At 42.7% G+C, this 23882-nt stretch carries 25 protein-coding genes and 1 riboswitch; of the genes, 12 read left to right on the forward strand and 13 right to left on the reverse strand.

Translation table 11 applies throughout. The features are described from left to right. Positions 1 to 24: 24 nt before the first annotated feature. From ACE4RR_RS00250 to ACE4RR_RS00275, 6 genes are all read left to right on the forward strand, one after another. Positions 25 to 1521 carry an ATP-binding protein gene (locus ACE4RR_RS00250; RefSeq protein ID WP_375533382.1) on the forward strand — a complete coding sequence of 499 codons (1497 nt, stop codon included), beginning with the start codon at positions 25 to 27 and terminating at the stop codon, positions 1519 to 1521. Further along, entirely contained in the window at positions 1514 to 2191 is a 678-nt protein-coding gene (locus ACE4RR_RS00255; RefSeq protein ID WP_375533383.1) for a response regulator, read from the forward strand. The genes ACE4RR_RS00250 and ACE4RR_RS00255 overlap by 8 nt, the downstream gene beginning before the upstream one ends. A 234-nt stretch (positions 2192 to 2425) precedes the next feature. Then, positions 2426 to 3403, forward strand: a complete 978-nt coding sequence (locus ACE4RR_RS00260; protein WP_375533384.1) for a tripartite tricarboxylate transporter substrate binding protein — start codon at positions 2426 to 2428, stop codon at positions 3401 to 3403. Between the two features lie 30 nt (positions 3404 to 3433). Next, the gene (locus ACE4RR_RS00265) at positions 3434 to 3886 is read left to right on the forward strand and encodes a tripartite tricarboxylate transporter TctB family protein (protein ID WP_375533385.1); all 453 of its coding nucleotides are present in this window, start codon (positions 3434 to 3436) and stop codon (positions 3884 to 3886) included. 18 nt (positions 3887 to 3904) lie between these two features. After that, the gene (locus ACE4RR_RS00270) at positions 3905 to 5401 is read left to right on the forward strand and encodes a tripartite tricarboxylate transporter permease (RefSeq protein WP_375533386.1); all 1497 of its coding nucleotides are present in this window, start codon (positions 3905 to 3907) and stop codon (positions 5399 to 5401) included. A gap of 142 nt (positions 5402 to 5543) precedes the next feature. Continuing rightward, positions 5544 to 6164 (forward strand): hypothetical protein, encoded by a 621-nt coding sequence (locus tag ACE4RR_RS00275; RefSeq protein WP_375533387.1) that lies wholly within the window; start codon positions 5544 to 5546, stop codon positions 6162 to 6164. On the opposite strand, the gene tenA is transcribed toward ACE4RR_RS00275, so the two are convergent. The 3 genes from tenA to thpD form a co-directional block, all read right to left on the reverse strand. Then, positions 6161 to 6838, reverse strand: coding sequence for a thiaminase II (gene tenA / locus ACE4RR_RS00280; protein ID WP_375533388.1), 678 nt, complete (start codon positions 6836 to 6838; stop codon positions 6161 to 6163). The genes ACE4RR_RS00275 and tenA overlap by 4 nt on opposite strands. A gap of 196 nt (positions 6839 to 7034) precedes the next feature. Then, the gene (locus ACE4RR_RS00285; protein WP_375533389.1) at positions 7035 to 7622 is read right to left on the reverse strand and encodes a peptidoglycan-binding domain-containing protein; all 588 of its coding nucleotides are present in this window, start codon (positions 7620 to 7622) and stop codon (positions 7035 to 7037) included. A gap of 173 nt (positions 7623 to 7795) precedes the next feature. Then, a complete protein-coding gene (thpD, locus tag ACE4RR_RS00290; protein ID WP_375533390.1) occupies positions 7796 to 8758 on the reverse strand; it encodes an ectoine hydroxylase in 963 nt (320 codons plus the stop codon). A gap of 486 nt (positions 8759 to 9244) precedes the next feature. Between thpD and ACE4RR_RS00295 the strand changes: the two genes are divergently transcribed. From ACE4RR_RS00295 to ACE4RR_RS00315, 5 genes are all read left to right on the forward strand, one after another. Further along, positions 9245 to 10261 carry an aldo/keto reductase gene (locus ACE4RR_RS00295; protein WP_375533391.1) on the forward strand — a complete coding sequence of 339 codons (1017 nt, stop codon included), beginning with the start codon at positions 9245 to 9247 and terminating at the stop codon, positions 10259 to 10261. Between the two features lie 285 nt (positions 10262 to 10546). Then, positions 10547 to 10927, forward strand: a complete 381-nt coding sequence (locus ACE4RR_RS00300) for an alkaline phosphatase (protein WP_375533392.1) — start codon at positions 10547 to 10549, stop codon at positions 10925 to 10927. Positions 10928 to 11054: 127 nt separating this feature from the next. Next, the gene (locus ACE4RR_RS00305) at positions 11055 to 11411 is read left to right on the forward strand and encodes a DUF2512 family protein (protein ID WP_375533393.1); all 357 of its coding nucleotides are present in this window, start codon (positions 11055 to 11057) and stop codon (positions 11409 to 11411) included. 263 nt (positions 11412 to 11674) lie between these two features. Then, positions 11675 to 12631: a UV DNA damage repair endonuclease UvsE gene (gene uvsE, locus ACE4RR_RS00310; protein ID WP_375533394.1), complete on the forward strand. Its 957-nt coding sequence runs from the start codon at positions 11675 to 11677 to the stop codon at positions 12629 to 12631. A 62-nt stretch (positions 12632 to 12693) separates the two neighbouring features. Continuing rightward, entirely contained in the window at positions 12694 to 12855 is a 162-nt protein-coding gene (locus tag ACE4RR_RS00315) for a hypothetical protein (protein ID WP_375533395.1), read from the forward strand. Between the two features lie 316 nt (positions 12856 to 13171). On the opposite strand, the gene ACE4RR_RS00320 is transcribed toward ACE4RR_RS00315, so the two are convergent. The 10 genes from ACE4RR_RS00320 to ACE4RR_RS00365 form a co-directional block, all read right to left on the reverse strand. Continuing rightward, on the reverse strand, positions 13172 to 13948 hold the full coding sequence (locus tag ACE4RR_RS00320; protein WP_375533396.1) for a 3-oxoacyl-ACP reductase: 777 nt from the start codon (positions 13946 to 13948) through the stop codon (positions 13172 to 13174). A 17-nt stretch (positions 13949 to 13965) separates the two neighbouring features. Continuing rightward, positions 13966 to 14985 (reverse strand): ABC transporter substrate-binding protein, encoded by a 1020-nt coding sequence (locus ACE4RR_RS00325; protein ID WP_375533397.1) that lies wholly within the window; start codon positions 14983 to 14985, stop codon positions 13966 to 13968. Beyond that, on the reverse strand, positions 14982 to 15752 hold the full coding sequence (locus ACE4RR_RS00330) for an ABC transporter permease (protein WP_375533398.1): 771 nt from the start codon (positions 15750 to 15752) through the stop codon (positions 14982 to 14984). Before ACE4RR_RS00330 ends, ACE4RR_RS00325 begins: the two co-directional genes overlap by 4 nt. Then, a complete protein-coding gene (locus ACE4RR_RS00335) occupies positions 15749 to 16513 on the reverse strand; it encodes an ABC transporter ATP-binding protein (RefSeq protein WP_375533399.1) in 765 nt (254 codons plus the stop codon). The genes ACE4RR_RS00330 and ACE4RR_RS00335 overlap by 4 nt, the downstream gene beginning before the upstream one ends. Before the next feature lie 18 nt (positions 16514 to 16531). Next, on the reverse strand, positions 16532 to 17980 hold the full coding sequence (locus ACE4RR_RS00340; protein WP_375533400.1) for an acyl-CoA reductase: 1449 nt from the start codon (positions 17978 to 17980) through the stop codon (positions 16532 to 16534). After that, on the reverse strand, positions 17977 to 19083 hold the full coding sequence (locus ACE4RR_RS00345) for a LuxE/PaaK family acyltransferase (protein WP_375533401.1): 1107 nt from the start codon (positions 19081 to 19083) through the stop codon (positions 17977 to 17979). The genes ACE4RR_RS00340 and ACE4RR_RS00345 overlap by 4 nt, the downstream gene beginning before the upstream one ends. 92 nt (positions 19084 to 19175) lie before the next feature. Beyond that, a riboswitch (TPP riboswitch) is annotated at positions 19176 to 19284 on the reverse strand. Between the two features lie 234 nt (positions 19285 to 19518). Then, complete coding sequence (locus tag ACE4RR_RS00350) at positions 19519 to 19887, reverse strand: DUF2512 family protein (protein WP_375533402.1); 369 nt, start codon at positions 19885 to 19887, stop codon at positions 19519 to 19521. Positions 19888 to 20041: 154 nt separating this feature from the next. After that, the gene (locus ACE4RR_RS00355; protein ID WP_375533403.1) at positions 20042 to 21010 is read right to left on the reverse strand and encodes a sugar phosphate isomerase/epimerase family protein; all 969 of its coding nucleotides are present in this window, start codon (positions 21008 to 21010) and stop codon (positions 20042 to 20044) included. After that, positions 21007 to 22053 carry a Gfo/Idh/MocA family protein gene (locus tag ACE4RR_RS00360; protein WP_375533404.1) on the reverse strand — a complete coding sequence of 349 codons (1047 nt, stop codon included), beginning with the start codon at positions 22051 to 22053 and terminating at the stop codon, positions 21007 to 21009. The genes ACE4RR_RS00355 and ACE4RR_RS00360 overlap by 4 nt, the downstream gene beginning before the upstream one ends. Before the next feature lie 14 nt (positions 22054 to 22067). Next, on the reverse strand, positions 22068 to 22820 hold the full coding sequence (locus tag ACE4RR_RS00365; protein WP_375533405.1) for a sugar phosphate isomerase/epimerase family protein: 753 nt from the start codon (positions 22818 to 22820) through the stop codon (positions 22068 to 22070). Between the two features lie 202 nt (positions 22821 to 23022). Between ACE4RR_RS00365 and ACE4RR_RS00370 the strand changes: the two genes are divergently transcribed. Next, positions 23023 to 23799, forward strand: coding sequence for a helix-turn-helix domain-containing protein (locus tag ACE4RR_RS00370; protein ID WP_375533406.1), 777 nt, complete (start codon positions 23023 to 23025; stop codon positions 23797 to 23799). The last annotated feature ends 83 nt before the right edge of the window (positions 23800 to 23882 follow it).

Raw genomic sequence — 23882 nt, forward strand, 5'->3', positions numbered from 1 at the left:
AATACTGTTTATGGATTTATTGCAATGAATAATGCTAAAGAGGAAACAGATCAACTGGCATTGCAAAGTGTGAGGTCTTTGGCGCTAATCTCTGCCTCAGAGGAACCATTTGAAACAGATGGGGTAGATGAAATTCAACTAATCACAGAATCACTAAAAGACCAAATTGATGCAACGGATATTATGATATCTGATAAACAAGGGGAAATCGTGGCTCATTCTTCAAATAATAAGATAGGTAGCAGACTTAAAGGGGATGATACTTATACTGCTCTCGTATTTGGCGGAACTTATACTAAACGAATTCATGAAGATGGCAGTGAATTTGTAAGAGGTTACTCCCCTATATACATTGATTATGGAGATTACTTTAAACTCGAAGGAGTGGCAACCGTTTCCTTTTCATTAAACGAAATGAGGCAGGATGTATGGTTTCAGATACTGCAGGTTATTACGATAACTTTTATCGTATTCTTGATCGGAGCAGCAGGAGCAATATGGGTGTCTAAGAGTATACGGAATGATACTCTTGGCCTTGAACCGTACCAAATTTCGAATCTATATACAGAGAGAGATGCGATACTACAGTCTATTAAAGAAGGTTTGATTGCTTTTGATCAGGAACAGAAAATTACGATGATAAATCAAACCGCTAAAGACCTTTTTCAAATTGAGCAGAATACGGATAATAAATATGCAAATGATATTCTTCCGGAGAATATCTTAAATGCTTTTATTTCCAATTCCCCTCTAAGTAATGAGGAAATAACCTACAAAGAAAAAAGTCTTATTTTCAGCCGTACTCCAGTAATAGAGAAGGGTAAAGCAAGCGGAGCGGTTGTAACTTTCCGAGATAAAACTGAAATTAAACAAATGTTGAATGCATTTTCCGAGGTGAAGAGTTATTCAGAAGATTTAAGAGCCCAGACACACGAATTCACAAACAAGCTGTATGTGCTGCTCGGTCTCATACAACTAGGACTATATGAAGAAGCAGAGGACATGATTCAAGCTGAATCAAATGCCCACCAATCAAAAGCAAAAGTATTATTTAATCAACTTCACGATGATAAACTACAAGCGATTTTATTAGGCAAAACCGGAATTGCCTCAGAAAGGAAAATAGACTTCACTATAAAAGAAGATAGTTATTTGAACAGCATGCCTCCCCACATTTCTTTATCCCAACTCATCGTTATAGTAGGAAATCTAATCGATAACGCATTCGAGGCGTTAAAGGATCAAAATGTAAAGATAGTTTCCTTTTTCATAACTGACCTTGGCGATGATATCGTAATGGAAATCGAAGATAATGGGCCAGGCATTCCAGAAGATATTACAAAACAAATCTTTGAAAGAGGATTTTCCTCGAAAGGAGCAGGACGGGGCTACGGACTATTTAATGTCATGAATGAGATAAATGAATTACAAGGTAACTTCGAATGGCATCATAAAAAAGAAGGCGGAACAATTATGACTGTTTATCTGCCAAAAGAAAATGGAGGTTTCTTTGATGATTAAAACAATTATCGTTGAAGATGACTATCGAGTCTCTCTTTTACATGAAAAATATTTAAAACAATGGGACAATATAGAAGTTGTGGGAAAGGCATTAAATGCAAAAGAATTAATGGATATCCTGAAGGACACAGAAGCTGATTTATTATTGCTGGATATTTATATGCCAGATGCTGTTGGCACAGAGCTCCTGGATAATTTAAGGACCCATCACCCCCACCTGAACGTCATAATAATCACAGCGGCAACCGATAAAGAATTTTTACAAACAGCTCTTCGAAAAGGGGTTGTTCACTATCTTATCAAGCCTGTATCGCTCACAAAATTTACTGAGACAATAAATGAATTCTTAGAAAAGCAAGCCTTTTTACAAAATATTGAGGACGTGGACCAAAACGTGGTCGATCAGTACTTTCAAAAAGGAAAAAACAATTGGGTTATGGAAAAAAACCTTCCGACGGGTATAGATGAATTAACATTGGAACGTGTAGTTGACGAGTTAAAGGCATTAGACACAGGTGTAACCTCTGAACAACTTGCCGAACAAATCGGTGTTTCTCGAACTACCTCAAGAAGATATTTGGAATACCTGGTCTCTTTACGAAAAATGGAAGCAAGACTTGATTACGGCGTGGTTGGCAGACCAGAAAGATACTATTATCCAATTTCATAATTTAAATTATGGTGGCGGGGACAAAAGTATATTATTTATTGCAAAATCCAGACGATTCTATTGAATCTGTCTGGATTATTTGTTCATTATGAGTTTTCATACATTCATCCATAAACAAAATGAACAAAATTAATTTATTAAAATCAAAAAAATAAAAATTGAAAACGATTACAGAAAGATTCTCATCGATTATGATGGTTGTACTTATTTTTATTAAGACGAGGTGAATTCCACATGAAAAAACTGGCCCTGATAATGACTGGTATGCTCCTTATGACCGGTTGTTTTAATGGAGCATCTGAAAACAGCGACGAAGAATATCCTTCTGGCCTTATTGAATTTGTTGCACCGGCTTCTCCAGGAGGCGGCTGGGATCTAACTGCGAGATCTATGCAGAGAACCTTAAATGACAACGATCTAGTTCAAGAGGATATTAATGTAATTAATAAGCCGGCTGGAGGTGGTGAAGTGGGCTGGAAATACTTACAGTCTAACGACAGCCATACACTTGCTCTTAATTCTAGCCTTCTGTTCACAAATAATATGCTCGGGTTAAGTGAAATGTCCTATGAAGATTTTACACCGCTAGCTATATTAGCCACTGAATGGCAAGCAATTGCTGTGGGTAATAATTCTGAATTTGATGATGCGGAAGGTGTTATGAAACAGTTGAAAGATGATCCTACATCCTTAAAAATCGGCGTCGCTCCAGGACTCGGAAATGATGATCATTTATCTTTTATCCGTGCTGCTCAATCATACGGCGTCGATGTCTCTCAATTAGATTTTCTAGTGTATGAAAGTGGCGGAGAGGTTGTAACTGCTTTGCTCGGCGACCACATTGATGCCGCAGCCATGTCAGTTTCTGAAGCTAGTGAACAATATAAAGCCGGCAGGCTGAAAATGGTTGCAGTTTCATCTGATGAAAGACTAGAAGAATTACCTGAAGTTCCTACATTTGAAGAGGAAGGTATTGATATTGTGTTCCCCCATTGGAGAGGGATCATGGGGCCTCCGGATATGACCGAAGAGGAAATCGCATATTGGGATGAACGATTCCAGACAATGATCGAAAGTGAGGACTGGGCTCAAATACTAGAAAATAATCAGTGGGATGATTATTACATGGACTCAGAGGAAACTGCTGAATTTATGAAAGAACAGGAAAAAGTTTACAACGATTTATTAACCAACTCAGGTTTGGTTGAGTAATTGCGACCTGTATGGAAAGGAGAATGAGACGTGAACCGATTACTTAAGTTATCTTTACCATTAATGTTCTGTCTGGCAAGTATTATATTTATGATTTCTACCATCACACTGCCGCAGGCAACACTGGGCAGCCCTTATGGACCGCACTATTTCCCATTAATTGTGAGCTGCCTTTTATTCATTTTAAGTATTATTTATCTCATTAAGACGTGGAGAGAGTTAGAAAAACAAAATGAATATATAGTAGAAATGATGAAAGGGCGTACACCTTTTATCATTATTTCCACTCTTTTACTTGGGACTGTCTATGCTCTTATTTTTGAATACGCTGGTTTTATTGTCTCTACTTTGCTCTATTTAGGATGTCTATTATTTATTGTCAATGGAAAAAGAAAATGGAAAGCGAACCTGTCTACGACCATTATTTTTACTTTCACTTCATGGTATTTGTTCAGTGAATTACTAAATATTAGTCTGCCTTAGTCAGAAGGAGGTGCAAACATGGATTTTTCGGTATTTATGGATGGACTATCTCAAGCAATGACTCCAACAAATTTAATGTTTGTGTTTATCGGAGGATTTTTGGGGACCGTGGTTGGAATGCTCCCGGGGCTCGGACCTGCGACTGGCGTTGCTGTTCTTATTCCCGTAACCTTCGGCATGGAGCCTGTAGCCGCTATGATACTTCTTGTAGCGATATACTATGGAGCAATGTATGGTGGTTCAAGAAGCTCAATTCTATTAAACACACCTGGGGACGCTTCAGCTATTACGGCTACTTTTGATGGCTATCCTATGGCCAAAAAAGGTGAAGCTGGTCAAGCATTGGCCCTTTCAGCTGTTGCGTCATTTATCGGCGGCATCTTTGCCGTTATAGGTTTTATTTTTTTAGCTGCCCCCTTAGCAGATTTTGCAATTCAATTTGGTCCAAGCGAATATTTTTTACTTATGTTATTTACGCTATCAGCCATTGTCTCCCTATCGACCGGCAATATGTTAAAAGGGTTCATTGCAATGCTGTTCGGATTGTTATTAAGCACCATTGGAGTCGATCCGCAGAGCAGTGTTTACCGCTTTACGATGGATATCCCTCAGTTAAGTGAAGGGATCGATTTTCTAATAATTATTATTGGTATTTACGCAATTGGAGAAGTATTATTTAATTTCATTCAAATAAATAAAACAAAAGAAGATAACAAAAATGTAGGAAAAATATGGTTTACAAAAAAACAGTGGAAAAGATCCCGAAATCCTATATTGAGAAGTGGGCCACTTGGTTTTATTATCGGTGTGCTGCCCGGGGCAGGCGGTTCTATTGCGTCCATGTTAAGTTATACTACTGAAAAACAATTCTCGAAAAAACCAGAAGAATTTGGCAAAGGTGCTCCTGAAGGGCTTGCTGCTCCCGAATCCGCAAATAATGCAGCTTCTGTCGGTTCTTTAATACCATTACTGAGTATGGGTATTCCAGGTTCTGGAACTACTGCTGTTTTATTAGGTGCGATGGTCATGATTGGCCTGCAGCCCGGTCCATTACTGTTTGAAAGCGAACCGGAAACCATATGGACTCTTATTAACAGTATGTTTGTTGGAAACATATTTTTAATAATCATCAATATTGTAATGGTTGGATTATTAATTAAAATCCTGGATACTCCTCCAACCTTTTTATATCCATTAATTTTAATGCTTGGTTTTATTGGAGCCTATACACTCAGCTACAGTTCTGTCGATTTTTATATTTTACTGATATTTGGAGTGCTTGGCTTACTTTTTAAATTATTGGATTTTCCAATCACTCCACTAATTTTGGCTATTATTGTCGGGCATGATATGGAACAAAACTTTAGAAAAAGCCTTATTTTATCCGACGGAAGTATGGCGGGTTTTGCTTCCTCTCCGATATCCATTGTATTAATTATAATGATTATTTTATCAGTCTCTACCCCGTTCATATTGAAGGCTGTAAAAAAGCGTAAAATAAACTTAAACGTCTAAATTACAAGAGCCAGCTGCACCTCCTCCTGCAGCTGGTTCTTTAATTAATGCCAAACATTTTTTGATTACATTTCCACTTTGTGACATTAGTAGTTTTTTAGTAATATATAACATAACTACAATTTTACGGGAGCGATCCTGGATGAGCCAAATATACTTCTTATTACTACTACTCATAGGCATCGGACTGTTTTCCGGGTTTGAAGCGTTACGAATCTGGAAAAGCAATGGAGTCACACGAGTCTATCTGCTCAGTTCCATTGTAGGCATTATTATTTCTTTGGTTGCGCTGTTGAATTCACCAGGTCCCGATAGCAATTATTATTTAGGATTTACTACAGTTATTTTAGTGGGTGGATTTCTTTTTTCAAAAAGACAATCAGCTGCCATTGAAGTGCAGAGAGCAACGTTTCCTGCCGTCGTGGAGAGTTTAGAGCAAAGCTTCCGCGACAACGGTTATACTCCGGTTTACAATAGAAAAGAAAAGACGAACGGATATGAAGTACACATTACGGATGAAAATGATATTGCTGCATTCCGGATAAAGGAACCCTCCCCGGAGGATTTAGAAACTTCAAAGAAACATGAAATCACTACTTCCTTCCGCACACCAGGCTTTATAAAAGAAGAGATAGCTTTATCCTTGAGAGATGAAATCAGTAAAAAACGAACGATACCTTGGCATTCGTATGGCATTATTAATCACATGATTATAGCCACGGGCAGTATAGTATTAGCGGGAATTTTCCTCTCCGTCTACTAAACTCCTTTTGCCCGGGACCAGTCTTCTCTATGATAAGCCATTTCCCAAAAGGAATATTCATAGTTGCTGCTTATAAGGAAATTCTCTTCCATTTCCTCCTGCTCCTCTTCAGAAGCCTTTACAGCCAGGTGGTCTAAACGTTCGATTTGTTCGTTCACGAGTTCCTGAAACCATTCTCCCCCATAAGTATTAATCCACTTTTGATACACAGGCTCGCCGGGGGTCTCCCCCTGCAGTCTTTCTCCTATTTCGTAATAAAGCCAGTAGCAGGGCAGAAGCGCTGCAATAATATGGCCGAGCCGGCCGTTCCAGGCCGCGCGGTACAGATGAGACGTGTACGCATAGGCTGTCGGAGACGGGCGGAATTGCTTCCGGTCTGTATCGGTAATATTTAATAAATCTGCGAATTGTTCATGCAGCCCCATTTCTGCTTCATATGATCCCTGAGAATGCGCAGCCATCCGGCTCACCGTGTAAAAATCTTCCGCCTTTGACGCTCCCGCTGCTTGAATTCTCGCAAAATGAGACAGATAATAGGCATCCTGCAGCACATAGTATTTAAACTTTTCAATAGGAAGAGTGCCCTCCGCTATTCCTCTGATAAAAGGATGACGAAAACTGTCCTGCCATATGGGATCTGCTTTTTCACGGATCTTCTGACTGAATGTTGTCATTCTTTCCCCTCCTTTTCTTTTCGAATTTACCTCTCATTTTTTATTGAAACATATATTTCTTACCGTTCAAAAGATATAGTGTGAAAATCTCACTGTAACCAACTTTATCAATTACAACAACTATTAACCAAAAAAGCCCCCGGCTGTTAGCCAGGGACATATTTTTTGTGTAATTTATTCCATACATTTTCCTTATCTATCTTGGTTCTGATTCTACAACATCTCCATTATAATATACATCATAGAACCCGACGGTACCGCTGCCTCCACCATCGATTAAATCTTGACTTTGAGCCTTTACGGAATAAAAAATATTTCCATCCGAATCCTCGTGAATGATACCATCACTACTAAATACTAGATCATCATTATCCAATGCTTCTTCTGCATACGAAATCGCTTTTTCTACTGGAAATATGATTTCTTGGTGTTCTTTGAACAGAGCAGTCCACGTCTCTACACCAACAATTCCATCAACAGCTAATTCACGCTCGGACTGAAAATTGCGCACTTGTTCATCTGTTTGCGCTCCAAATAGTCCATCCACTTCGGTTTCAAAACTAGCCTCGTTTAATGTTACTTGAACGAATTCAACCTCTATACCTGCACTACCTTGCTGCAGGGTGGGCTGATGCTCTGGTGCAACATTCAAAATGGGTTCCAGCTCAGGTGGTAATTCTGACATTTCAATCGATCCATTATCTGAGGCAGACACGGTCTGAATGGGAAGGGGCGCAGCAATAAGCACCGCCACAGGTAACACTGCTAACCATTTCTTTTTCATCATATTCTCCTTCTAAACTAAAATATTTAATAGCTATCCAATTACCATATTTAGGAATTCCTAAACCAGCATTTATTATAGTGTTCAAAAAAACTGCATTTGGGAGTTATCAAATCCATAAAAACAGCCTGCCGCGATCGAGTCACGACAGGCTGTCCCTGAAAGCTAATAAATTATTTTGTTTTCGAGGTGTTGGCAAAGCTCTGCAGGCGATCTTTATTCGGAATGATCGGCTTAATATTTTCACGATTTGCCAGAAATTCCGGACGCGGTGCCTGACCGGAGAACGGCTCTTCTAGTTTATTCTCAATCGAGTTGTAAACGAAGAAAACATTGCTGCGTGCATAAGGCGAGATATTCCCAGCCGATCCGTGCATCGTATTGCAGTCAAAGAATAACACGGAGCCCGCAGGTCCGGTCGCTCTGTCGATTCTTTCTCCTGACTTATTCACCAGCCAGCTCATGCTGTCATTATCCGGCACACCAGTTTCCTGCTTTTTAAGAGATTCCTTATAGTTGCTATCCGGGGTTTTGCCCGGGCAGGACACATACCATTTTTGAGAGCCTGGTATAAGCATCAGCGGACCATTAAATTCATAGTTGTCTGTCAGTACAATCGAGCAGCTTAATGCTCTCATGTCCGGCATACCGTCTTCTACATGCCACGTTTCAAAATCGGAATGCCAGTAAAATTCTTTCCCTTTAAATCCAGGCTTAAAGTTAATACGTGACTGAGTGAGATACACCTGACTCGCTAGCAGCTGTTCTGCTGCTTTTACAATTCGTTCATTTTTGGCCAGAGCTTCAAAAAAACCGCTGTCTTTATGAATTTCAAATACGGAGCGGATTTCATTACTCTGCGGCTCCTTAATGACATCATCCGCGTCCCGTTTCTGATTGTGTTCCATTGTCCGGTTTAACTCATTTTTCATAATGGCTACTTCATCGTCATTAAAAAGCTTCTCAAATAATAAATATCCATTTTTGTCAAAAGACTTCATTTCGTCTTCCGTCAAAGGACCGTTTGCTTGTTCAGGATTTTGATGGACCACAGGATCTTTTCTCTCCATAATTTGAGCCTGCTCTCCCGTTCTGGAAGGGTATTTGTCCATCGTTTTTTGTAATTGGTTATTCATGAAAAATGCTCTCCTTTTTATTTAATAATTATCACTTGACAGGGGGCACGGTGCATATTTCCTGCGAAGGCTTCACGATCATCGACACCTCCTTTAAAAATAAAAAAACTGGGAAGGGTTAGGCGCCCTTCCCAGCTTATAGCGTAGCTCTAATGTCTCACTATTGCCGCTGGCTGTATTATTTTGTAGTGTTACTGGATGTCTATGGTGCAAATTAAAAACCCAAGCATGATTACTTGTGTTCTAATTTGGACTATACCCGACTGTATTCTAAATAAAACATAATTCTGAAAAAAATTATCTATATTTGTAGAAAATGTTCATATAAGGGAAAACAACTTTTGATTTTCCTTTTCAAAAGTATAAAAAATTATACTAAGTTACCGTTTGGTAAGTATCTCAACTAATTTTCAGTACTTTTCAAAATATTCTTGAAAAATTATAATTAACTTTGAGAAAAATACTTCATTAGGAGGCACCTTTATTATGGAATACCGTTATTTAGGAAGAACCGGCCTGCGGGTCAGCGAGCTTTGCCTGGGAACTATGACACTCGGAAGGGAGCTTGGAGAGAACGACAGCTTTTCAATATTAAACCGCTACGCTGAGGAAGGTGGGAATTTTTTAGATACGGCAGATGTTTACACACGCGGTGCTTCCGAGGAAATTGTCGGGAATTGGCTGCAGAATCAACAGCGGGATGATTTCGTGCTGGCCACAAAGGTTCGCTTTCCTATGGGGGATGGCCCAAATGATATCGGCCTTAGCCGCAAACATATCATGAGCGGTATAAAAGAAAGTCTACGCCGTCTGAAAACTGACTATATTGACCTTTATCAGGTGCACGCGTGGGATCCACGAACGCCACTTGAGGAGACGTTAAGTACGTTAAATGATCTGGTGCGGGAAGGACTTGTTCGTTATGTCGGAGCAAGTAATTTCAAAGGCTGGCAGCTGCAAAAAGCCATCGACCTAAGCAAAAAGCATGGCTGGGAATCCTTTGTCTGTCTGCAGCCTCAATATAATCTGCTGACCCGCGCTACAGAATATGAACTAATCGACGTATGTGTTAACGAGGGGCTCGGAGTAATTCCATGGAGCCCGCTCCGCGGAGGCTGGCTCAGCGGAAAATTTCATCGAAACATGGAGAAACCACCTGAGAATTCAAGAATTGCCGTAGCTGACAAGGAAGGCTGGAGCGAATCGTGGTCAAATTACAACAATGAATTTACCTGGCAGGTCATCGATGCACTATTGGAAGTGGCTGAAGATGCAGGTAAAAGTCCTGCACAGACAGCTATTAACTGGCTTCTGCAGAAACCTGGTGTCACCGCCCCAATAATCGGGGCACGCAGGCTGGATCAGCTTGAAGCAAATCTAGGGGCTGCCGGATGGTCCTTATCTTCTGAACAGGTCGCTGCTCTCGACAAAGCAAGCAATTTGTCTATCAGTTACCCATATAACCAGGATGCTATTGATCAGCGCTCCAAGGGAAGAGAATAGAGAGCTTCCATTCGGACCAAGGTAAATGTTAAATCACGGGGGAGCCGGTTCTGCAGACACTGGTTCTGTTAAATTCCTAAACGGAACACCCTCTTAAATCAGATTTGATCATAAGTAACGCTTCCGCTTATCATTTTTTGATAATCGGAAGCGTTTTTTCTACTCTCTAAAGAGCGATATGCCCCGGTCTTTTCCCTATTTATTTAAACTTTTTTCCAATAAGCAGCTTCCTGGCTGGAGCAATTAGAAGAAGATGAAGAAACCGGTACCTTCACTACCGAGAGTATGCAAAGTGTATTTGAAAAATACGCAGATATGGAGATTTCTGAAGAAGAAACAGAAGTATTGCTGAGTAATGTTGTCGACGAAGACGGTGAGGTCTATCCTGCCTATCAAGTGGGATGGGAAATCGGTTCCGTTATCGCCGCACACTACCAGGTAGGTGTAGTCAGCTCTAAAATTCGTGCAAATAGTGACACCGGAGGCCATACAGGCAATCTGGTTCCCGTGTTTGCAGCCGGCACCGGCAGTGAGAAATTTAATGGAGTAATGGATAATACCGAAATTGTTGAATTAATTGCCGAAGCGGACAAGCCTTTTCACGGTCCGCCTCCCGGCAAAGAGAATGGACATGGAAAAGGAAACGGGAAAGGCAAAGGACAATAAAAGTTCGATGAGACGGCATGCCGCTCTTTGATTACAAAGGGGTGTTTCTTGTGGATGCTGTGAATACATTTCTCTCTTTGAGAAAAGCTATTAAAGCAGAACAGAAGCAAGAAAGGAGAGCTGTCCTATGACAACTAGTTTGTTCGCGAAGATAATTACGATTCCTCTTGTATTAATCATTGGTATGAATATAACAAATGAGATTAACTATGGAGCTTATTGGCAGCCTTTTGTGGTTACCGCCGTTTTAATTATTATTGGTATCGCTATGGAAGACAAATTTCTCGGAGATAATTTATGGATCACCGTTATTTTGGATTTTCTTGTTACCTTCTTTTTAATATGGGGAGTTTCAAATATTTTTCCGAGTGCAATGGTTACTTTTTTCGGGGCTTTCAGCATTTCCGTTATATTGACTATAATTGAATACTTTCTGCACCGCTATATTATGGCGGTCGATAAATCGAAAAGATCGCCTACGTAACTTATTATGGTAGAATAAAGTAATCCTCTTTAATTAAGGAGTTTCCTAATGCACCTGCCACTCCTTCAATATAGAGACTTTCCGATTCAGCCCTCAACTCCCCATTTTTGTAGAAAAGAAATGGGGTTATTTGTTTGTGCTTTTTCTTTAGAGTTATCTGAATGAATGAGCTGGCGCATTGGAATGATCCGACAAAAAAGAAGCGGTTATTTCCCAGATCGGCCTTCCTTACTACGAAAAAATTACATAAAGGAGTCCCAATTATGATTATCCGATTCGGTTATGTCGCGCATGCCCTTTCGCTCTGGGAAGCCTCCCCGGCAAAGACATTAACCTATGCCCGCTGGAATAAAATGAACGAGGAGAACCGCAGGGAAACTCTAGAACGAGTTACCCGACAGAATCTCGAGCATACTCTGCGTGCTCTGCATTTTAATATTGCTCACCAGATACCGCTTTACCGATTTTCTTCATCAATCGTGCCGCTCGCAACTCACCCTGAGGCAACCTGGGATTATATTTCTCCATTTCGAGACTTGTACAAGTCCATTGGAAATCTCGTTACCAAGCATCAGCTGCGGACCAGCTTTCATCCAAATCAGTTTACACTGTTCACTAGTGATAAACACCACATCACAAAAAATTCGGTGAAAGATATGACTTACCATTACCGGCTTCTTGAAGCAATGGGGCTGGAAAAGCATTCGAGCATCAACATCCATGTGGGAGGCGCTTATGGAGATAAGCAGTCTGCCATAGAACGTTTTCATTCAAACGTACAAGAACTTCCTTCTAGTGTAAAAAGACAAATGACACTCGAAAACGATGATAAAACCTACACAGCATCGGAGGCTCTCGAAATTTGTGAAAAAGAAGATCTGCCGATGATGTTTGATTATCACCATTATCAAGCTAATAACAACGACGATGAAGCTTTGGAAAAAGTCCTGCCCAAATTCTTTTCCACGTGGAAAAACCAGCCTTTTCTACCAAAGGTGCACGTTTCCTCTCCAAAATCGGAAGAAGTATACCGCAGCCACGCAGATTACGTCGATCCTAATTTCATTCTTCCTTTTTTACGGAAATTGAAGGAGCTGAATCAGGATGTAGATGTTATGGTGGAAGCGAAAATGAAGGATAAAGCAGTTTTACAGCTGGTGGAGGAGCTTGCGCGTATCCGCGGTGTCAAACGGATCAGCGGAGCAGCCATTGAATGGTAAGTATAACAACCTTAGAATTTGGGGACATTATGCGGAGAAACCTAAGAAATGAGGAGAGAAAGATGGATCGCAAAACCCCTTCCGAATTTGACCGTTACACTGCAGCCGAGCTTGATGACGAATTAGTAAACAAAGTCACTCTGTTGGAAAACGACCTGCGTACAGCCTTAAATAAGGATGTCGTAGTAATTGCTTACGAAGAAAGCCGCCATAACCCTTCATAGGTTTGATTACGCAAACCCCGCCGGCACCTCCTATGCCGGCGGGGTTTTTTGAGGTGCCATGAAAACAATTTTTTCCACCAGTGACGCTCACTTTCCCCCATCCAGTTTCGATTTCCCGCTGCCTGAAGCGATTTCCCCTTTGGCGTGACCGGTTTCCACCGCTTCTGCCCGTGTTTCCACTCTCGCGGCTTGCGTATCCACCGTTCCCAGGGCGCTTTCACGCGTCGCTTATCCTTTTCCACGCTTCCGGGATCATTTCCACCGAAGACGCTCGCTTTCCACCATCAAGTTTCCATTTCCTATCTACTCCTCTTTACTACTTCATAGTAAACCCGCCGTCCACGATGATCGTCTGTCCCGTCACAAAGCGGGACCAGCCACTTGCAAAGTATAAAACACTGCCAGTGACATCCTCTGGAGCTGCAATTCGCCGGAGCGGTGTTTGACTGATAATTGCCTCCTTGACTTCTTCTTTTGTTTTTCTGCTCGCATCGGTAGGATAAACAAGGCCGGGAGCCACGCAATTGACGGTGATGCCGAAAGGACCAAGGTCTGCAGCCAGATTATGAGAGTAAGTCTGCACAGCACCTTTCGCCGTATTATAATCGTGGTAAGGAACCACTGGACGGTAGAGCAGATTGGTCGTCATGTTAATAATTTTTCCCGAGTTTCTTGCTTTCATGGAAGGAATGGCATATTTACACACGTGGTGCGTCCCTTTTAAGGATCCATCCAGCTGATGCTGATAATCCTCCCATTCTATTTCCCATGCTTTTTTGCGGGCATCCGGGTCAAAAGTGTACTGATGCAGCGCATTGTTGACGACGATATCGACGGCATCAAATTCTTCTAAAATTTCATTCATCATCCGTTCGACCGCATGCTCATCCGTAACATCTGCCTGAATAGCCAGCGCATCCACTGCATACTTTTCCATCAGTGCTGCAGTTAAATCTTCCGCTCTTTGTCTGCTGTTTACGTAATTAATTATGACATGGGCTCCCGCTTCTGCAAAAGCCTCCGCAATCGCCTTTCCGATTCCGCGGCTTGATCCGGTTACCAGGGCGACTCTTCCTGCAAATGCTGCTTCCATTTCTCATCCTCCATTCTTTATTCTAATTCTTCCACGAGCTCATTGGTTGTCATTTCGTCCACTCCGACGCTGTCTTCGATGAGGCCAATATCTACATACGTTTTTTCGACTTCTTTGAGCAGTTCCGAATCGAGCCAGCCAAGTCCTTTGTCTTTCATTTTTTCATTTATAGATGTCTTATTTCTTATTTTTATTATTTCTGCATTTCTTTCCAGATCTTCTCCGTCAATTGCTGTTCCTTTTGCTGCAGCCGCAGCCGCTCCCGGGTCCTTCATCATGTGCTCGGTGCTATCCCGATATACCTGCAGAAATGCTGTTAATTCCTCTTGTTTTTCTTCAAATGTTTCCTCGGTTACCACAAATACATCGGATGGAGTATTTAACACATCCTTCGCTTCCATGACATTCACTTCTCCGAGCCCTTTCTGCCCGGCATCGAATAATCCCGTATCCGTCGCTGCGGCTGCATCCACTTGATTATTCATCAAGGGGCCAAAGTTCAGCACACCCGTCTCTACAATGTTGACGTCTTTTTCCGACATTCCAGTGGACTGCAGAAGCACGAGCAGGTTATGATACGTACCGCTTTCGTAGCTGTAAACTCCAATGTCTTTTCCCTTTAAGTCCTCCACCCTCTCAATGCCCTGATCTTTTAAAGAGACAATATTAAATACATTGTCCGGATAAATATTATAGATTATTTTTAAGTCTTCCTCTTTCGCAGCCGCCAACAACACGGCTTCGACGTTGGCAAAGGCAATATCGGCATTACCTGCTATGATATTTTTGACCGCTTCGCCGCCCCCTTCTCCTGGGATGTAATCAAATTCCAGACCGGCCTCTTCAAACATCCCCTCCTGCTCCGCTAAATAAAGGTTACTCTGCTCAGCAATTGGTTTACTCCAGGAAGCCATCTGGATTTTTTCAGTATCCTCCGCCTCTTTTTCTACTTCAGAATTATTTTGCTGGCCGGTGTTTTCAGCACCGCAGCCGGAAATCACTGCCACACAGAAAATTATCATCAATAGAGATTTCACAAATCATTTCTCCTTGCGTAGTAATATTTTTTCAGCCACAGACGCTCAGCGAAATATATGGACTGATAAAGAACGATGCCGATTGTTGTTAAAAGTACAAAGGAAGAAAACATGAGCGGTGTATCCATCATCCCCATGGCTGTAGTAATCACAGCACCAAGTCCCTGGTTTGCACCTATAAACTCACTTACTACGGCCCCTACTACACTTAAAACCACCGCCACCCGGAGACCGGAAAAAATGTAAGGGACGGCAACAGGCAATCGCAGCTTTAGCAGTATGTTCAGCGCTGAAGCCCGGAGAGAGCGGAACAGTGACAATTTATCCTTATCAACATGTGAAAGACCAGCAACAGTGCTTTCAAACAACGGAAAAAAACTGATGAGCGCCGTAATCAGGATTTTCGGCAGAAATCCATAACCGAACCAAAGAATCAGCAAAGGTGCAAGCGCAAGCTTTGGCATAGCCTGAGAGGCAATAATATAAGGGTGCAGTATCTCTTTCACTCTCTTTGACTGTGCCACTATAAAACCTAGTCCGATTCCTAAACACGAGCCCAAAACGAACCCGCCCATAACTTCTATGAGTGTGGTATAGATATGTACGGTGAAATAACCGCTCATAAGGTTTGTGTAAAGATTGGTAATAATAACCGTCGGCTTTGGCAGAATCAGCTCCGGCACCTGCTGCATTCTAACTATTGATTCCCAGCTCAGCATTATAAGGAAAAAAAGCAGGAAGGAATAAAGGCTCGTCATTTTTTTCATGCCTGTCTCCCTCGTATCTCTTCCAGCCCCTTATGAACCTCCCTGACAAGCTCCATAAAGGCAGGTTCAAATTTCAACTGCTTTTCTCTCGGTTTTTTAAACGAGACGTGATATTGCTTCACTTCGTTTTCTGACTGATCTCCTAAGAGCAGCACACGATCTGATAAGAACACCGCTTCCTGTATGTCGTGTGTGACAAAGATAATCGTTGTTTGATATGTACTTGCAATCTGAAGCAGCTCCATCTGCATTTGTTCCTTTGTCATTGAATCCAGAGAAGCGAAAGGCTCATCCATCAGCAATACACGCGGATTAGAAAATAAAGCACGTGCCAGCGCTGCCCGTGACAGCATGCCACCGGAGCATTCATGCGGATATTTATCCTGATGTCCATTGAGTTCAACAAAAAGAAGCAGCTCCTCTGCCTTTTTTCTATCCTCAGCTGAGGGCCTGCTGCCATTCAGCTCGCCTGGGAGCAGCACATTCTCAAGGAGAGTGCGCCATTCTAATAAAACAGGCTTTTGAAATACATAGGTGACGTCTTCACGTGGAGAGTCAACAGCTTCTCCCTCAAAATGAACGCTTCCCTCGGTTGGTGTCAGCAGGCCTGCAATCATACGGAGCAAAGTTGATTTGCCGATCCCGGTTCTGCCTACCACACTGATGAATTCATACTTTGCCACCTCAAGCTGCAGGCTGTGAAAAATTGATTCGCCGCCAAAATTAAGGCCAACATTCTTTATTTCAATATAAGCTGTCATTAATTAAATCTCCTCTTCTTAGTCACGGTCCGGATCATATAATTCGGTTATCCTTTCAACCGAGGATTCAACGTCGCACCAGTAGACAAATTCACCGAGGTTTGGCCGACCATCATGATGCCAGCCTGGTTCCGGAAGAGACATTTCCCCAATTGAACATATTCTATTAACCCCGCAATCTCCCAGGGTATAAATCAACTGCTGAAGTTTTTGAGGGGGGCAGGAAATACCTGCAGTCTGGACGTACTGGCGAATATCTGAAGTTTTTTCTCTAAGCTCTGAAAGAGTGTCTATTGGAACAACGGTAATCACTCTATTTAAAACAGATAACGGAAACGCAGTCTGCTGCTCCTGATGAATGACCGTCCAGGAGGCCCCTTTTTCGCTGGCTATGACTTCCTTATCCTTATTGAACTCCGCGTCAGTCCGAACACGCCGGATCGCATTCACTTCCTCTGCCGTTAACTCCGAGCTCTTCATTTTATGTTGAAAATTTTCCATTTCATGAGCCAGCAGGCGAGTAAAATCCTTTGGACTAAAATCTCCATCTTTTTCGACATAAAAAACATGAGGGGATAGACAGCCCTGCTGATCAAACCATGAAACATCCTTTGCGGCACGCTGGGCACTCTGCCAGGCAAGGCTGCTGCTGAGTGCTTCCTTCGCCAGTACACCGAAGCTGACCTTATGGCCGTGCGGTACAAAACGCACATGAGCAGGAAGCCTACTGGAAATTTCATTCATCGTCTGGTCTGCTCCATAAGCCGTCACCACCTGGGCGTTGTGGTAGAGGGTATCCTCCAGGCTAACAGTGCCGCCTTTCCACCAAACGACAGCAAGCGCCTTTGCCGCGTCCGGGTCCACTTCTGCGATAGATTTAGCAAATAACGCTGGGAATAATGGCTCCTCCGAGGAAACTTTACCGAGTGCAGCCGATTTTACAAGAAGACTGGAAACAAGACCCCAAAGCGGAAGACCGGGAACATTTCCTGAAAATATATGGGCGATCAGTTCCGCTCCGTACGCTCTTGTTAACCCTCCGGCTCTTCTTGGCCTAAATTCATCAAGTACGAGTGGATTCGTAAAATCTTCCTCGATCATTCGCTGAAGATATGGCTTTCGAAATTTGCGAAAATAGTTCGCTAAAAATAATCGAATCATTTCCTCATCATAGCCAGTGATCACAGGAAGGGTTTCTTCTGCAAATTGACGGAGCTCGTAAGTGGGGTTAAGCCACTTCTGGACAACTTCATCTATAATTTCAACCATCTCAGAGGTGGTGCGCCCGTTGAGATACTCTCTTTGTTGGTGTTTTATTGAGGAAATGATTGTCTGCAGCTGTGATTTTTCTAATTGTGGTACATCGATTTGGACATTCCGTCCATGATTTTCATAGGTAAGACGAGTAAAGGTCACATTCTTTTCCGATAGTCCCGTGAGGAAGGCTCCTGTATAAAGAGATGTCATAAAGAACCATCTTCGCCCAGGCGGGATGACAAAAATTCTTCTAATGCAAGGGAACAGCCTTTGGCTTCCGTACCGGCTGCCCGGCCAAGTAAATGAAAACCGTCTCCCTCTTTTTTACCAATATCTTCGGTCATGATTGCCGCAACCGAGTTAATATTAGCCAAATCATAATGAACGATAATTCCTGCTTCACCTTCTCGTTTTTCTTGAAGAGTTTCCGGGTCCACGATGATCGTTTTCAGCCAATGCGGAGGTCTTTTGAGACCCTTTCTCCCCCCCAGCCGCAGAGTCTGGTCATAAATTTGTGAACTGAGCTCTGTCATCCCGTACATGTTGCCGCAGGCATGCTCAGGAATGGAAAACAGTCTGCTTAATCGTTTTTTCAACTCAAGAGGCTCTATTTCTCTTGAATATCCTTTAGACCCCCCCGTGTCCATAATCCGGCTTCCAGCCGGAAGACGGTAGGAGATGCCATTTTCCACGCATTCATCTAAGTAGGCAATAATTGAAAAGGTAGCTCCCAGGATAAATACAGGCTCATCCTTTTCTTCCGATTTTTTTAAGAGCATGGACAGTCTTTCTTTATCAAAGCCGTCCGCTGAGACAACATATTCACTGTCTTCTGCTCCAAACGTTTCTTTAATCACATGAAGATAATGAGCGAGAGATGAATTCGGCAATTCATTTTCCTCGGGAAAGAGGAGGATCATTTTCATTTTACTGACATCCGGCAGCATTGATTTTTTAAAATGTACCTTCGTGGAGAGATCATAAATTTCAAGGTCGCGCTGACCATTTTTTCCACGTTTGTTTGGATTAGTCGTCCCGCTCGTCATAAATGTCCTCTCGATCTCCTCATCAGCTGAACATAATAACGGCGCTTCCTTAAACGCCTGAATCGGTATGGGAGGAATATCGGTGACGCGCTGAACCGCTGCCGGGCGCACCCTGCGCCTGCGGCAGAATTTCCGGTATGGCTGATTATGGTGATATTGATAAGCAAAAAGCTGTTTCGCTCTCTCAAAAAATTCATCAGACGAAACCGACTCTTCAAGGATTAATGCTTTTATCATTTTCTTCATTTCCTGATAGGCTGAATTCATCCGCCGGATGCCCCCTCTTTATTTCGTCGTTCCCCAATTGAAAAAGACCACTCTCTTAAAAGAAAGTGGCCGCTTCAGATATATTTATCATTTCTGTAACGAATCCACTTCCCTCCGCTGCAGTTACGCAGATCAGGTTCTAAGGGTTTAAAAGTTCTTCCTTTTGTCTCAGCCGGTCCCCCGGCTCCCCTAGTGGAAAATCTATTATGAACATTTCATTTTATCTTAACACGATGAGAAGCATTGTCAATTCAAAAAACCATGCATTGAGCTTGGTTTTGTTTTTTTCCCGTCTCTTTGTCAAAGAATTTATTTATTTGTTTTATCAGCTAGCTTAACCAAAACATGGGAAAGATGCTCCCGTTCCTGTTCATTCGCAGCGTACCTTAAATTGTTTATATATAAACCTCATTTCGAGATTTGACGTGTTATTGTTTAAGATGGCATCGCTTGATCCAGCTCCGGATGCACGTTACGTTTCATATATTTATGAAAGAACCACTCTCCTGCCGTGATAAGAATTGCAGCAACCAGGGCAATTGGAAAAGGAACAGCCGTATCGAGAATGGGGATGGAAACAACCAAAACCATTAATAACGTGAGTACTAAATCAGCGGCTATGGCAACAATATTGTTAGTTAGCTTTAAAATAAATATATCTCCTGCTGCAACATAAGAAATCAGCACCATTAATAGGGCAAGCAGCATGGTGTTGACCCATTGGTTACCGAACCCAGTTAATACGAGTAATAACACAAAACTAATCAACGCTGTTTTCATACCCAGCGTTTTAATGTGTATCATTTTATTCCACCTCCTTGTCCAAAAATTACCACCTCCAGGCATTGACAAAACATTAACTGCTGTATTTACATATTTCCTTCAGAAAACCTTATACTCAAACAATGAAAACAAGCCTGCTGTGAATGACTCACAACAGGCTTGTTTTTCTAAAATTTTAAGCCCACCACATCTCTGCAGGCTGCTCTTCGATATTCACGTCCCTCAGATTTTTCACGGCCTGGCGGAAGCCTTCATCAATCGACATGATCGGATCCTCGTGTTCAATACTGACGACATAATCATATCCGAATGTTCGGAGGGCGCTGATTATATTGGACCATTCCTGCATGCTGTGGCCATAACCGACGGAACGGAAGCTCCATCCGCGGGTCTGTACCTCGCCGTATGGCTGCATGTCCGTCAGTCCATACATATTTACATTCTCCTGGTCGATATACGTATCTTTCGCGTGGAAATGGTGGATTGCATTCGCCCGTCCGAGAATTTTAATCGCGGCTACTGGATCAATACCCTGCCACCATAAATGACTTGGGTCGAGATTTGCGCCAACGGCATCATTTGTCGCTTCGCGCAGCTTCAGCATAGTGTGCGGGGTGTGCACAAGAAAGCCTGCGTGTAGCTCCAGACCTATTTTTACCCCGTGCTCTTCAGCATAAGCTCCCTGTTCCTTCCAATAAGGAATAAGCTTTTCTTCCCACTGCCAATTTAAAATATCACCGTACTCATTCGGCCATGGCGTCACCGGCCAATTCGGGTATTTGGCGTCGTCATGATCTCCCGGTGTACCGGAAAAAGTGTTAACCACCGGAACGTTCATTAACGAAGCCAGCTTAACTGTCTTTCTGAATACCTGATGGCACTCTTCAGCAAAATCCTTGTCTGGAGAGATCGGGTTGCCGTGGCAGCTGAACGCACTGATGGTTAAGCCGCGGCTGTGAACTTTGTCGAGATATGATTTGCGTGCTCCTTCGCTGTCCAGCAGAGCATCAATGTCACAGTGATTATTGCCGGGATAGCCTCCTGTTCCGATTTCAACTGCCTTTAATCCTGAAGCCTGGACGTGATCAAGCATTTCTTCGAATGGTTTGTCTGCAAATAATACGGTAAATACTCCTAATTTCATTTGACCGACACTTCCTTATTTATAGATATTATCTGCTTTGTTTCCTGGGATTCCAACGCTGCTAAAATGACCTGCAGCGAGTTCATGCCTTCTTTTCCAGAGACGGGAGATTCCTCATCATTCAATATTGCCTTAACAAAACGGTCGATTACTTCTGTCGTCGTCTGGCCTCCTTCATCGTTCGATTGAATACCGCCGAGCTCGTATTTGACAGTTTCCCCTGTCTGATACTGAACAATCAATGAATCGACTGGGTCATCAAGCAGGCGTGCGATTCCCTTTTCTCCATAAATGATTGTCGAATTATCTTCTCCGGCAACGTAGGACCAGCTTGCTGCAAGGGTTCCGACGATGCCGCTTTCCGTTTTCAGTACACATACTGCTGTATCATCTACATCGGCATTCTGCTTTGCGCTTGTTTCAACAAATGCCCCAACCTCTGCAAATTCTTCTCCTAAAATATAGCGGAGCATATCGGTTTTATGGACACCGAGATCCCCCATTGCGCCGATAAATGCTTCTTCTTTTTTAAAGAACCAGCTTTTTGCACCATCGATACTCCAGCCTTCCGGACCACCGTGGCCAAAAGCTGTACGAAAGCTGTAAATTTTACCAAGCGCCCCGTCTGCGAGCAGCTGCTTTGCCTTTTGGTGAGCTGGTACGAATCTCTGGTTATGAGCGATCATCAGCTTTTTCCCGGAGGAATTTGCTGCTGAAATCATGTTTTCCGCTTCATCACGTGAAGTTGCCATCGGCTTTTCACAAAGCACATGTTTACCTGCGTTTAAAGCAGCAATGGAAACCGGGGCATGCAGGTAGTTAGGCAGGCAGACGCTGATGGCGTCGATTTTTTCATCCTTAAGCATTTCCTCATATTCAGTAAAGGCTTTCGCATCATATTTAATGGCCATTTCTTTCGCCCGGTCCGCAACAACATCACATACGCCAATAATTTCTACATTACTATTAGCCGCGTATTCCGGCAGATGGCGGTGCTGGGCGATACTGCCGCATCCGACGATGCCGACTCTTAAAGTACTCATGATAGTTCCTCCTACTATTTTTGTTTTTTTAAGTAATTGATACTCATTTCTATACTCTCAAGGGGCGTTCGGCGGCTTTGATCCTGCTCTACCACCCACCACTCAATATCTGCTTCTTCACTCATCCCAAGAACTCCTTCTAAATTAACTCCTCCTGTTCCCAGTTCCGCAAAAAACTTCTCGTCATCGGTGGTCATATCCTTTAAGTGGACGAGAGGAGCCCGCCTATTGTAGCGCTTAATCCACTCCACCGGGTCCTCTCCTGCCTTCGTCAGCCAATAAATATCCAGCTCGGTTTTTACATTTTCCGGTGCCGTATCTTCAAAAATGGTCTCCAGCGCCGAGCGTCCATCCGACAGCTGTTCGAGTTCAAAATCATGGTTATGGTAACATAGTGTCAGCCCCGCTTCCCGGCATTGCTTTCCTGCTTTATCTAAGAAAGCAGTCAAAGCAATATATTCTTTTTCGCTGCGGCGGTCTTCCGTCAGAAAAGGACAAACAATATAATTACTGCCAATCGTCTTCTGATAATCGATGACTGCATCAAGATTATCTTCTAATTGATCGAGAGGCACATGACTTGCCGCTGCCCGGAGTCCAAGTTCATCAAGCAGTTCCTTAAGCTCCGGCGCTTCCATTCCTCCGTAACCAGCAAATTCTACACCATCATAGCCAAAATCAGCTACCTTTCGAAGCGTTCCCGCAAAATCCTTTTCCGTTTCCTCACGAAGTGAAAACAACTGCACTGCTACTGGAATATTTGACATTTTACACCCTCTTTTCGTTTGAACCGCTTACATATTTCTTATTTGATTCCATCGTAGGTGATACACCACCAAATTTATATAGATGATATAATTAAAACATGCACTATTTTGCTATTTATTTTTTACATGAGTGTATTTCAAAGAATACTTTAAGTAGCCAATATCAGCATATGTCGATCGATAATTAGAAAGGATTAATAAAATGGAACAAACAAATATCGGGTTCTGTGGTTATTCCTACCACAAACAGCGTGAATTTTCTCAACATCGTGCCGGCTTTCCTGGATATCTTTTCAGGCTGCAGACGGAAGGCTTCTGTGAGGTATCTGTAAACAAAAGAAAAGTGCATATTGAAAAAGGAGATCTTCTGCTTATTAAGCCGGGGGATCAATATCAATTAAAAATTGAAGCACAGGAAGCAAGCGGTGATTATCATTTATTCTGTGAGGGGAAGTGGGTGGACGACTGGTGGGAGAGGTCGGCGAAACCAACGGTCTCAAGAATTGATCTCGATGAAAAACTGATCTCCTTATGGCGGCATCTCATTATTGAAGAGAGACGGCCTTCTTCGGAGGAAAAAAAGGAGCTTTCCCATTATTTATTGCAGGCGCTCTGTTTATCACTTGAGAGGGCTGTTAATGAGACTGCCCCCACCTTCAGCCGTCCGTATGTGGTGACCCGCATGATGCGCTATATAGAAGAGCACGCCACTTCCCATTTAATGGTGGAAGATGTAGCGGCAAACGCTGGGCTCAGTGTGTCGCGCTCCGTTCACCTATTCAAGCATCATGTCGGGAAAACAATGATGCAGTACGCCCTTGAAATCCGCCTCTCTGCTGCAATTGATCGAATGACGTACACGATGATGACTCTCGAGCATATCGCCGAGGAAAGCGGCTTTGGATCGTATCCTTATTTTCACAGAGTCTTTAAAAAGCATTATGGTGTCGCACCTGGTGTCTACCGGCGACGTGAATAACAGCCTGTGAAACAGCTTCATTGAAACTCAAAGCAGGATTTGAAAAGGTTCTCGATAATTTCCGTATGCTGGCGGCGGACGCT

The organism is Alteribacillus sp. HJP-4, assembly GCF_042139015.1.
Taxonomy (GTDB): domain Bacteria; phylum Bacillota; class Bacilli; order Bacillales; family Marinococcaceae; genus JBHIKY01.

Coding starts and splice junctions, on each gene's coding strand:
- ACE4RR_RS00250 (WP_375533382.1), top strand. CDS start 25: ATGAATAATGCTAAAGAGGAAACAGATCAACTGGCATTGCAAAGTGTG.
- ACE4RR_RS00255 (WP_375533383.1), top strand. CDS start 1,514: ATGATTAAAACAATTATCGTTGAAGATGACTATCGAGTCTCTCTTTTA.
- ACE4RR_RS00260 (WP_375533384.1), top strand. CDS start 2,426: ATGAAAAAACTGGCCCTGATAATGACTGGTATGCTCCTTATGACCGGT.
- ACE4RR_RS00270 (WP_375533386.1), top strand. CDS start 3,905: ATGGATTTTTCGGTATTTATGGATGGACTATCTCAAGCAATGACTCCA.
- ACE4RR_RS00275 (WP_375533387.1), top strand. CDS start 5,544: ATGAGCCAAATATACTTCTTATTACTACTACTCATAGGCATCGGACTG.
- tenA (WP_375533388.1), bottom strand. CDS start 6,838: ATGACAACATTCAGTCAGAAGATCCGTGAAAAAGCAGATCCCATATGG.
- ACE4RR_RS00285 (WP_375533389.1), bottom strand. CDS start 7,622: ATGAAAAAGAAATGGTTAGCAGTGTTACCTGTGGCGGTGCTTATTGCT.
- thpD (WP_375533390.1), bottom strand. CDS start 8,758: ATGAATAACCAATTACAAAAAACGATGGACAAATACCCTTCCAGAACG.
- ACE4RR_RS00295 (WP_375533391.1), top strand. CDS start 9,245: ATGGAATACCGTTATTTAGGAAGAACCGGCCTGCGGGTCAGCGAGCTT.
- ACE4RR_RS00300 (WP_375533392.1), top strand. CDS start 10,547: ATGCAAAGTGTATTTGAAAAATACGCAGATATGGAGATTTCTGAAGAA.
- ACE4RR_RS00305 (WP_375533393.1), top strand. CDS start 11,055: ATGACAACTAGTTTGTTCGCGAAGATAATTACGATTCCTCTTGTATTA.
- uvsE (WP_375533394.1), top strand. CDS start 11,675: ATGATTATCCGATTCGGTTATGTCGCGCATGCCCTTTCGCTCTGGGAA.
- ACE4RR_RS00315 (WP_375533395.1), top strand. CDS start 12,694: ATGGATCGCAAAACCCCTTCCGAATTTGACCGTTACACTGCAGCCGAG.
- ACE4RR_RS00320 (WP_375533396.1), bottom strand. CDS start 13,948: ATGGAAGCAGCATTTGCAGGAAGAGTCGCCCTGGTAACCGGATCAAGC.
- ACE4RR_RS00330 (WP_375533398.1), bottom strand. CDS start 15,752: ATGAAAAAAATGACGAGCCTTTATTCCTTCCTGCTTTTTTTCCTTATA.
- ACE4RR_RS00335 (WP_375533399.1), bottom strand. CDS start 16,513: ATGACAGCTTATATTGAAATAAAGAATGTTGGCCTTAATTTTGGCGGC.
- ACE4RR_RS00340 (WP_375533400.1), bottom strand. CDS start 17,980: ATGACATCTCTTTATACAGGAGCCTTCCTCACGGGACTATCGGAAAAG.
- ACE4RR_RS00345 (WP_375533401.1), bottom strand. CDS start 19,083: ATGAATTCAGCCTATCAGGAAATGAAGAAAATGATAAAAGCATTAATC.
- ACE4RR_RS00350 (WP_375533402.1), bottom strand. CDS start 19,887: ATGATACACATTAAAACGCTGGGTATGAAAACAGCGTTGATTAGTTTT.
- ACE4RR_RS00355 (WP_375533403.1), bottom strand. CDS start 21,010: ATGAAATTAGGAGTATTTACCGTATTATTTGCAGACAAACCATTCGAA.
- ACE4RR_RS00360 (WP_375533404.1), bottom strand. CDS start 22,053: ATGAGTACTTTAAGAGTCGGCATCGTCGGATGCGGCAGTATCGCCCAG.
- ACE4RR_RS00365 (WP_375533405.1), bottom strand. CDS start 22,820: ATGTCAAATATTCCAGTAGCAGTGCAGTTGTTTTCACTTCGTGAGGAA.
- ACE4RR_RS00370 (WP_375533406.1), top strand. CDS start 23,023: ATGGAACAAACAAATATCGGGTTCTGTGGTTATTCCTACCACAAACAG.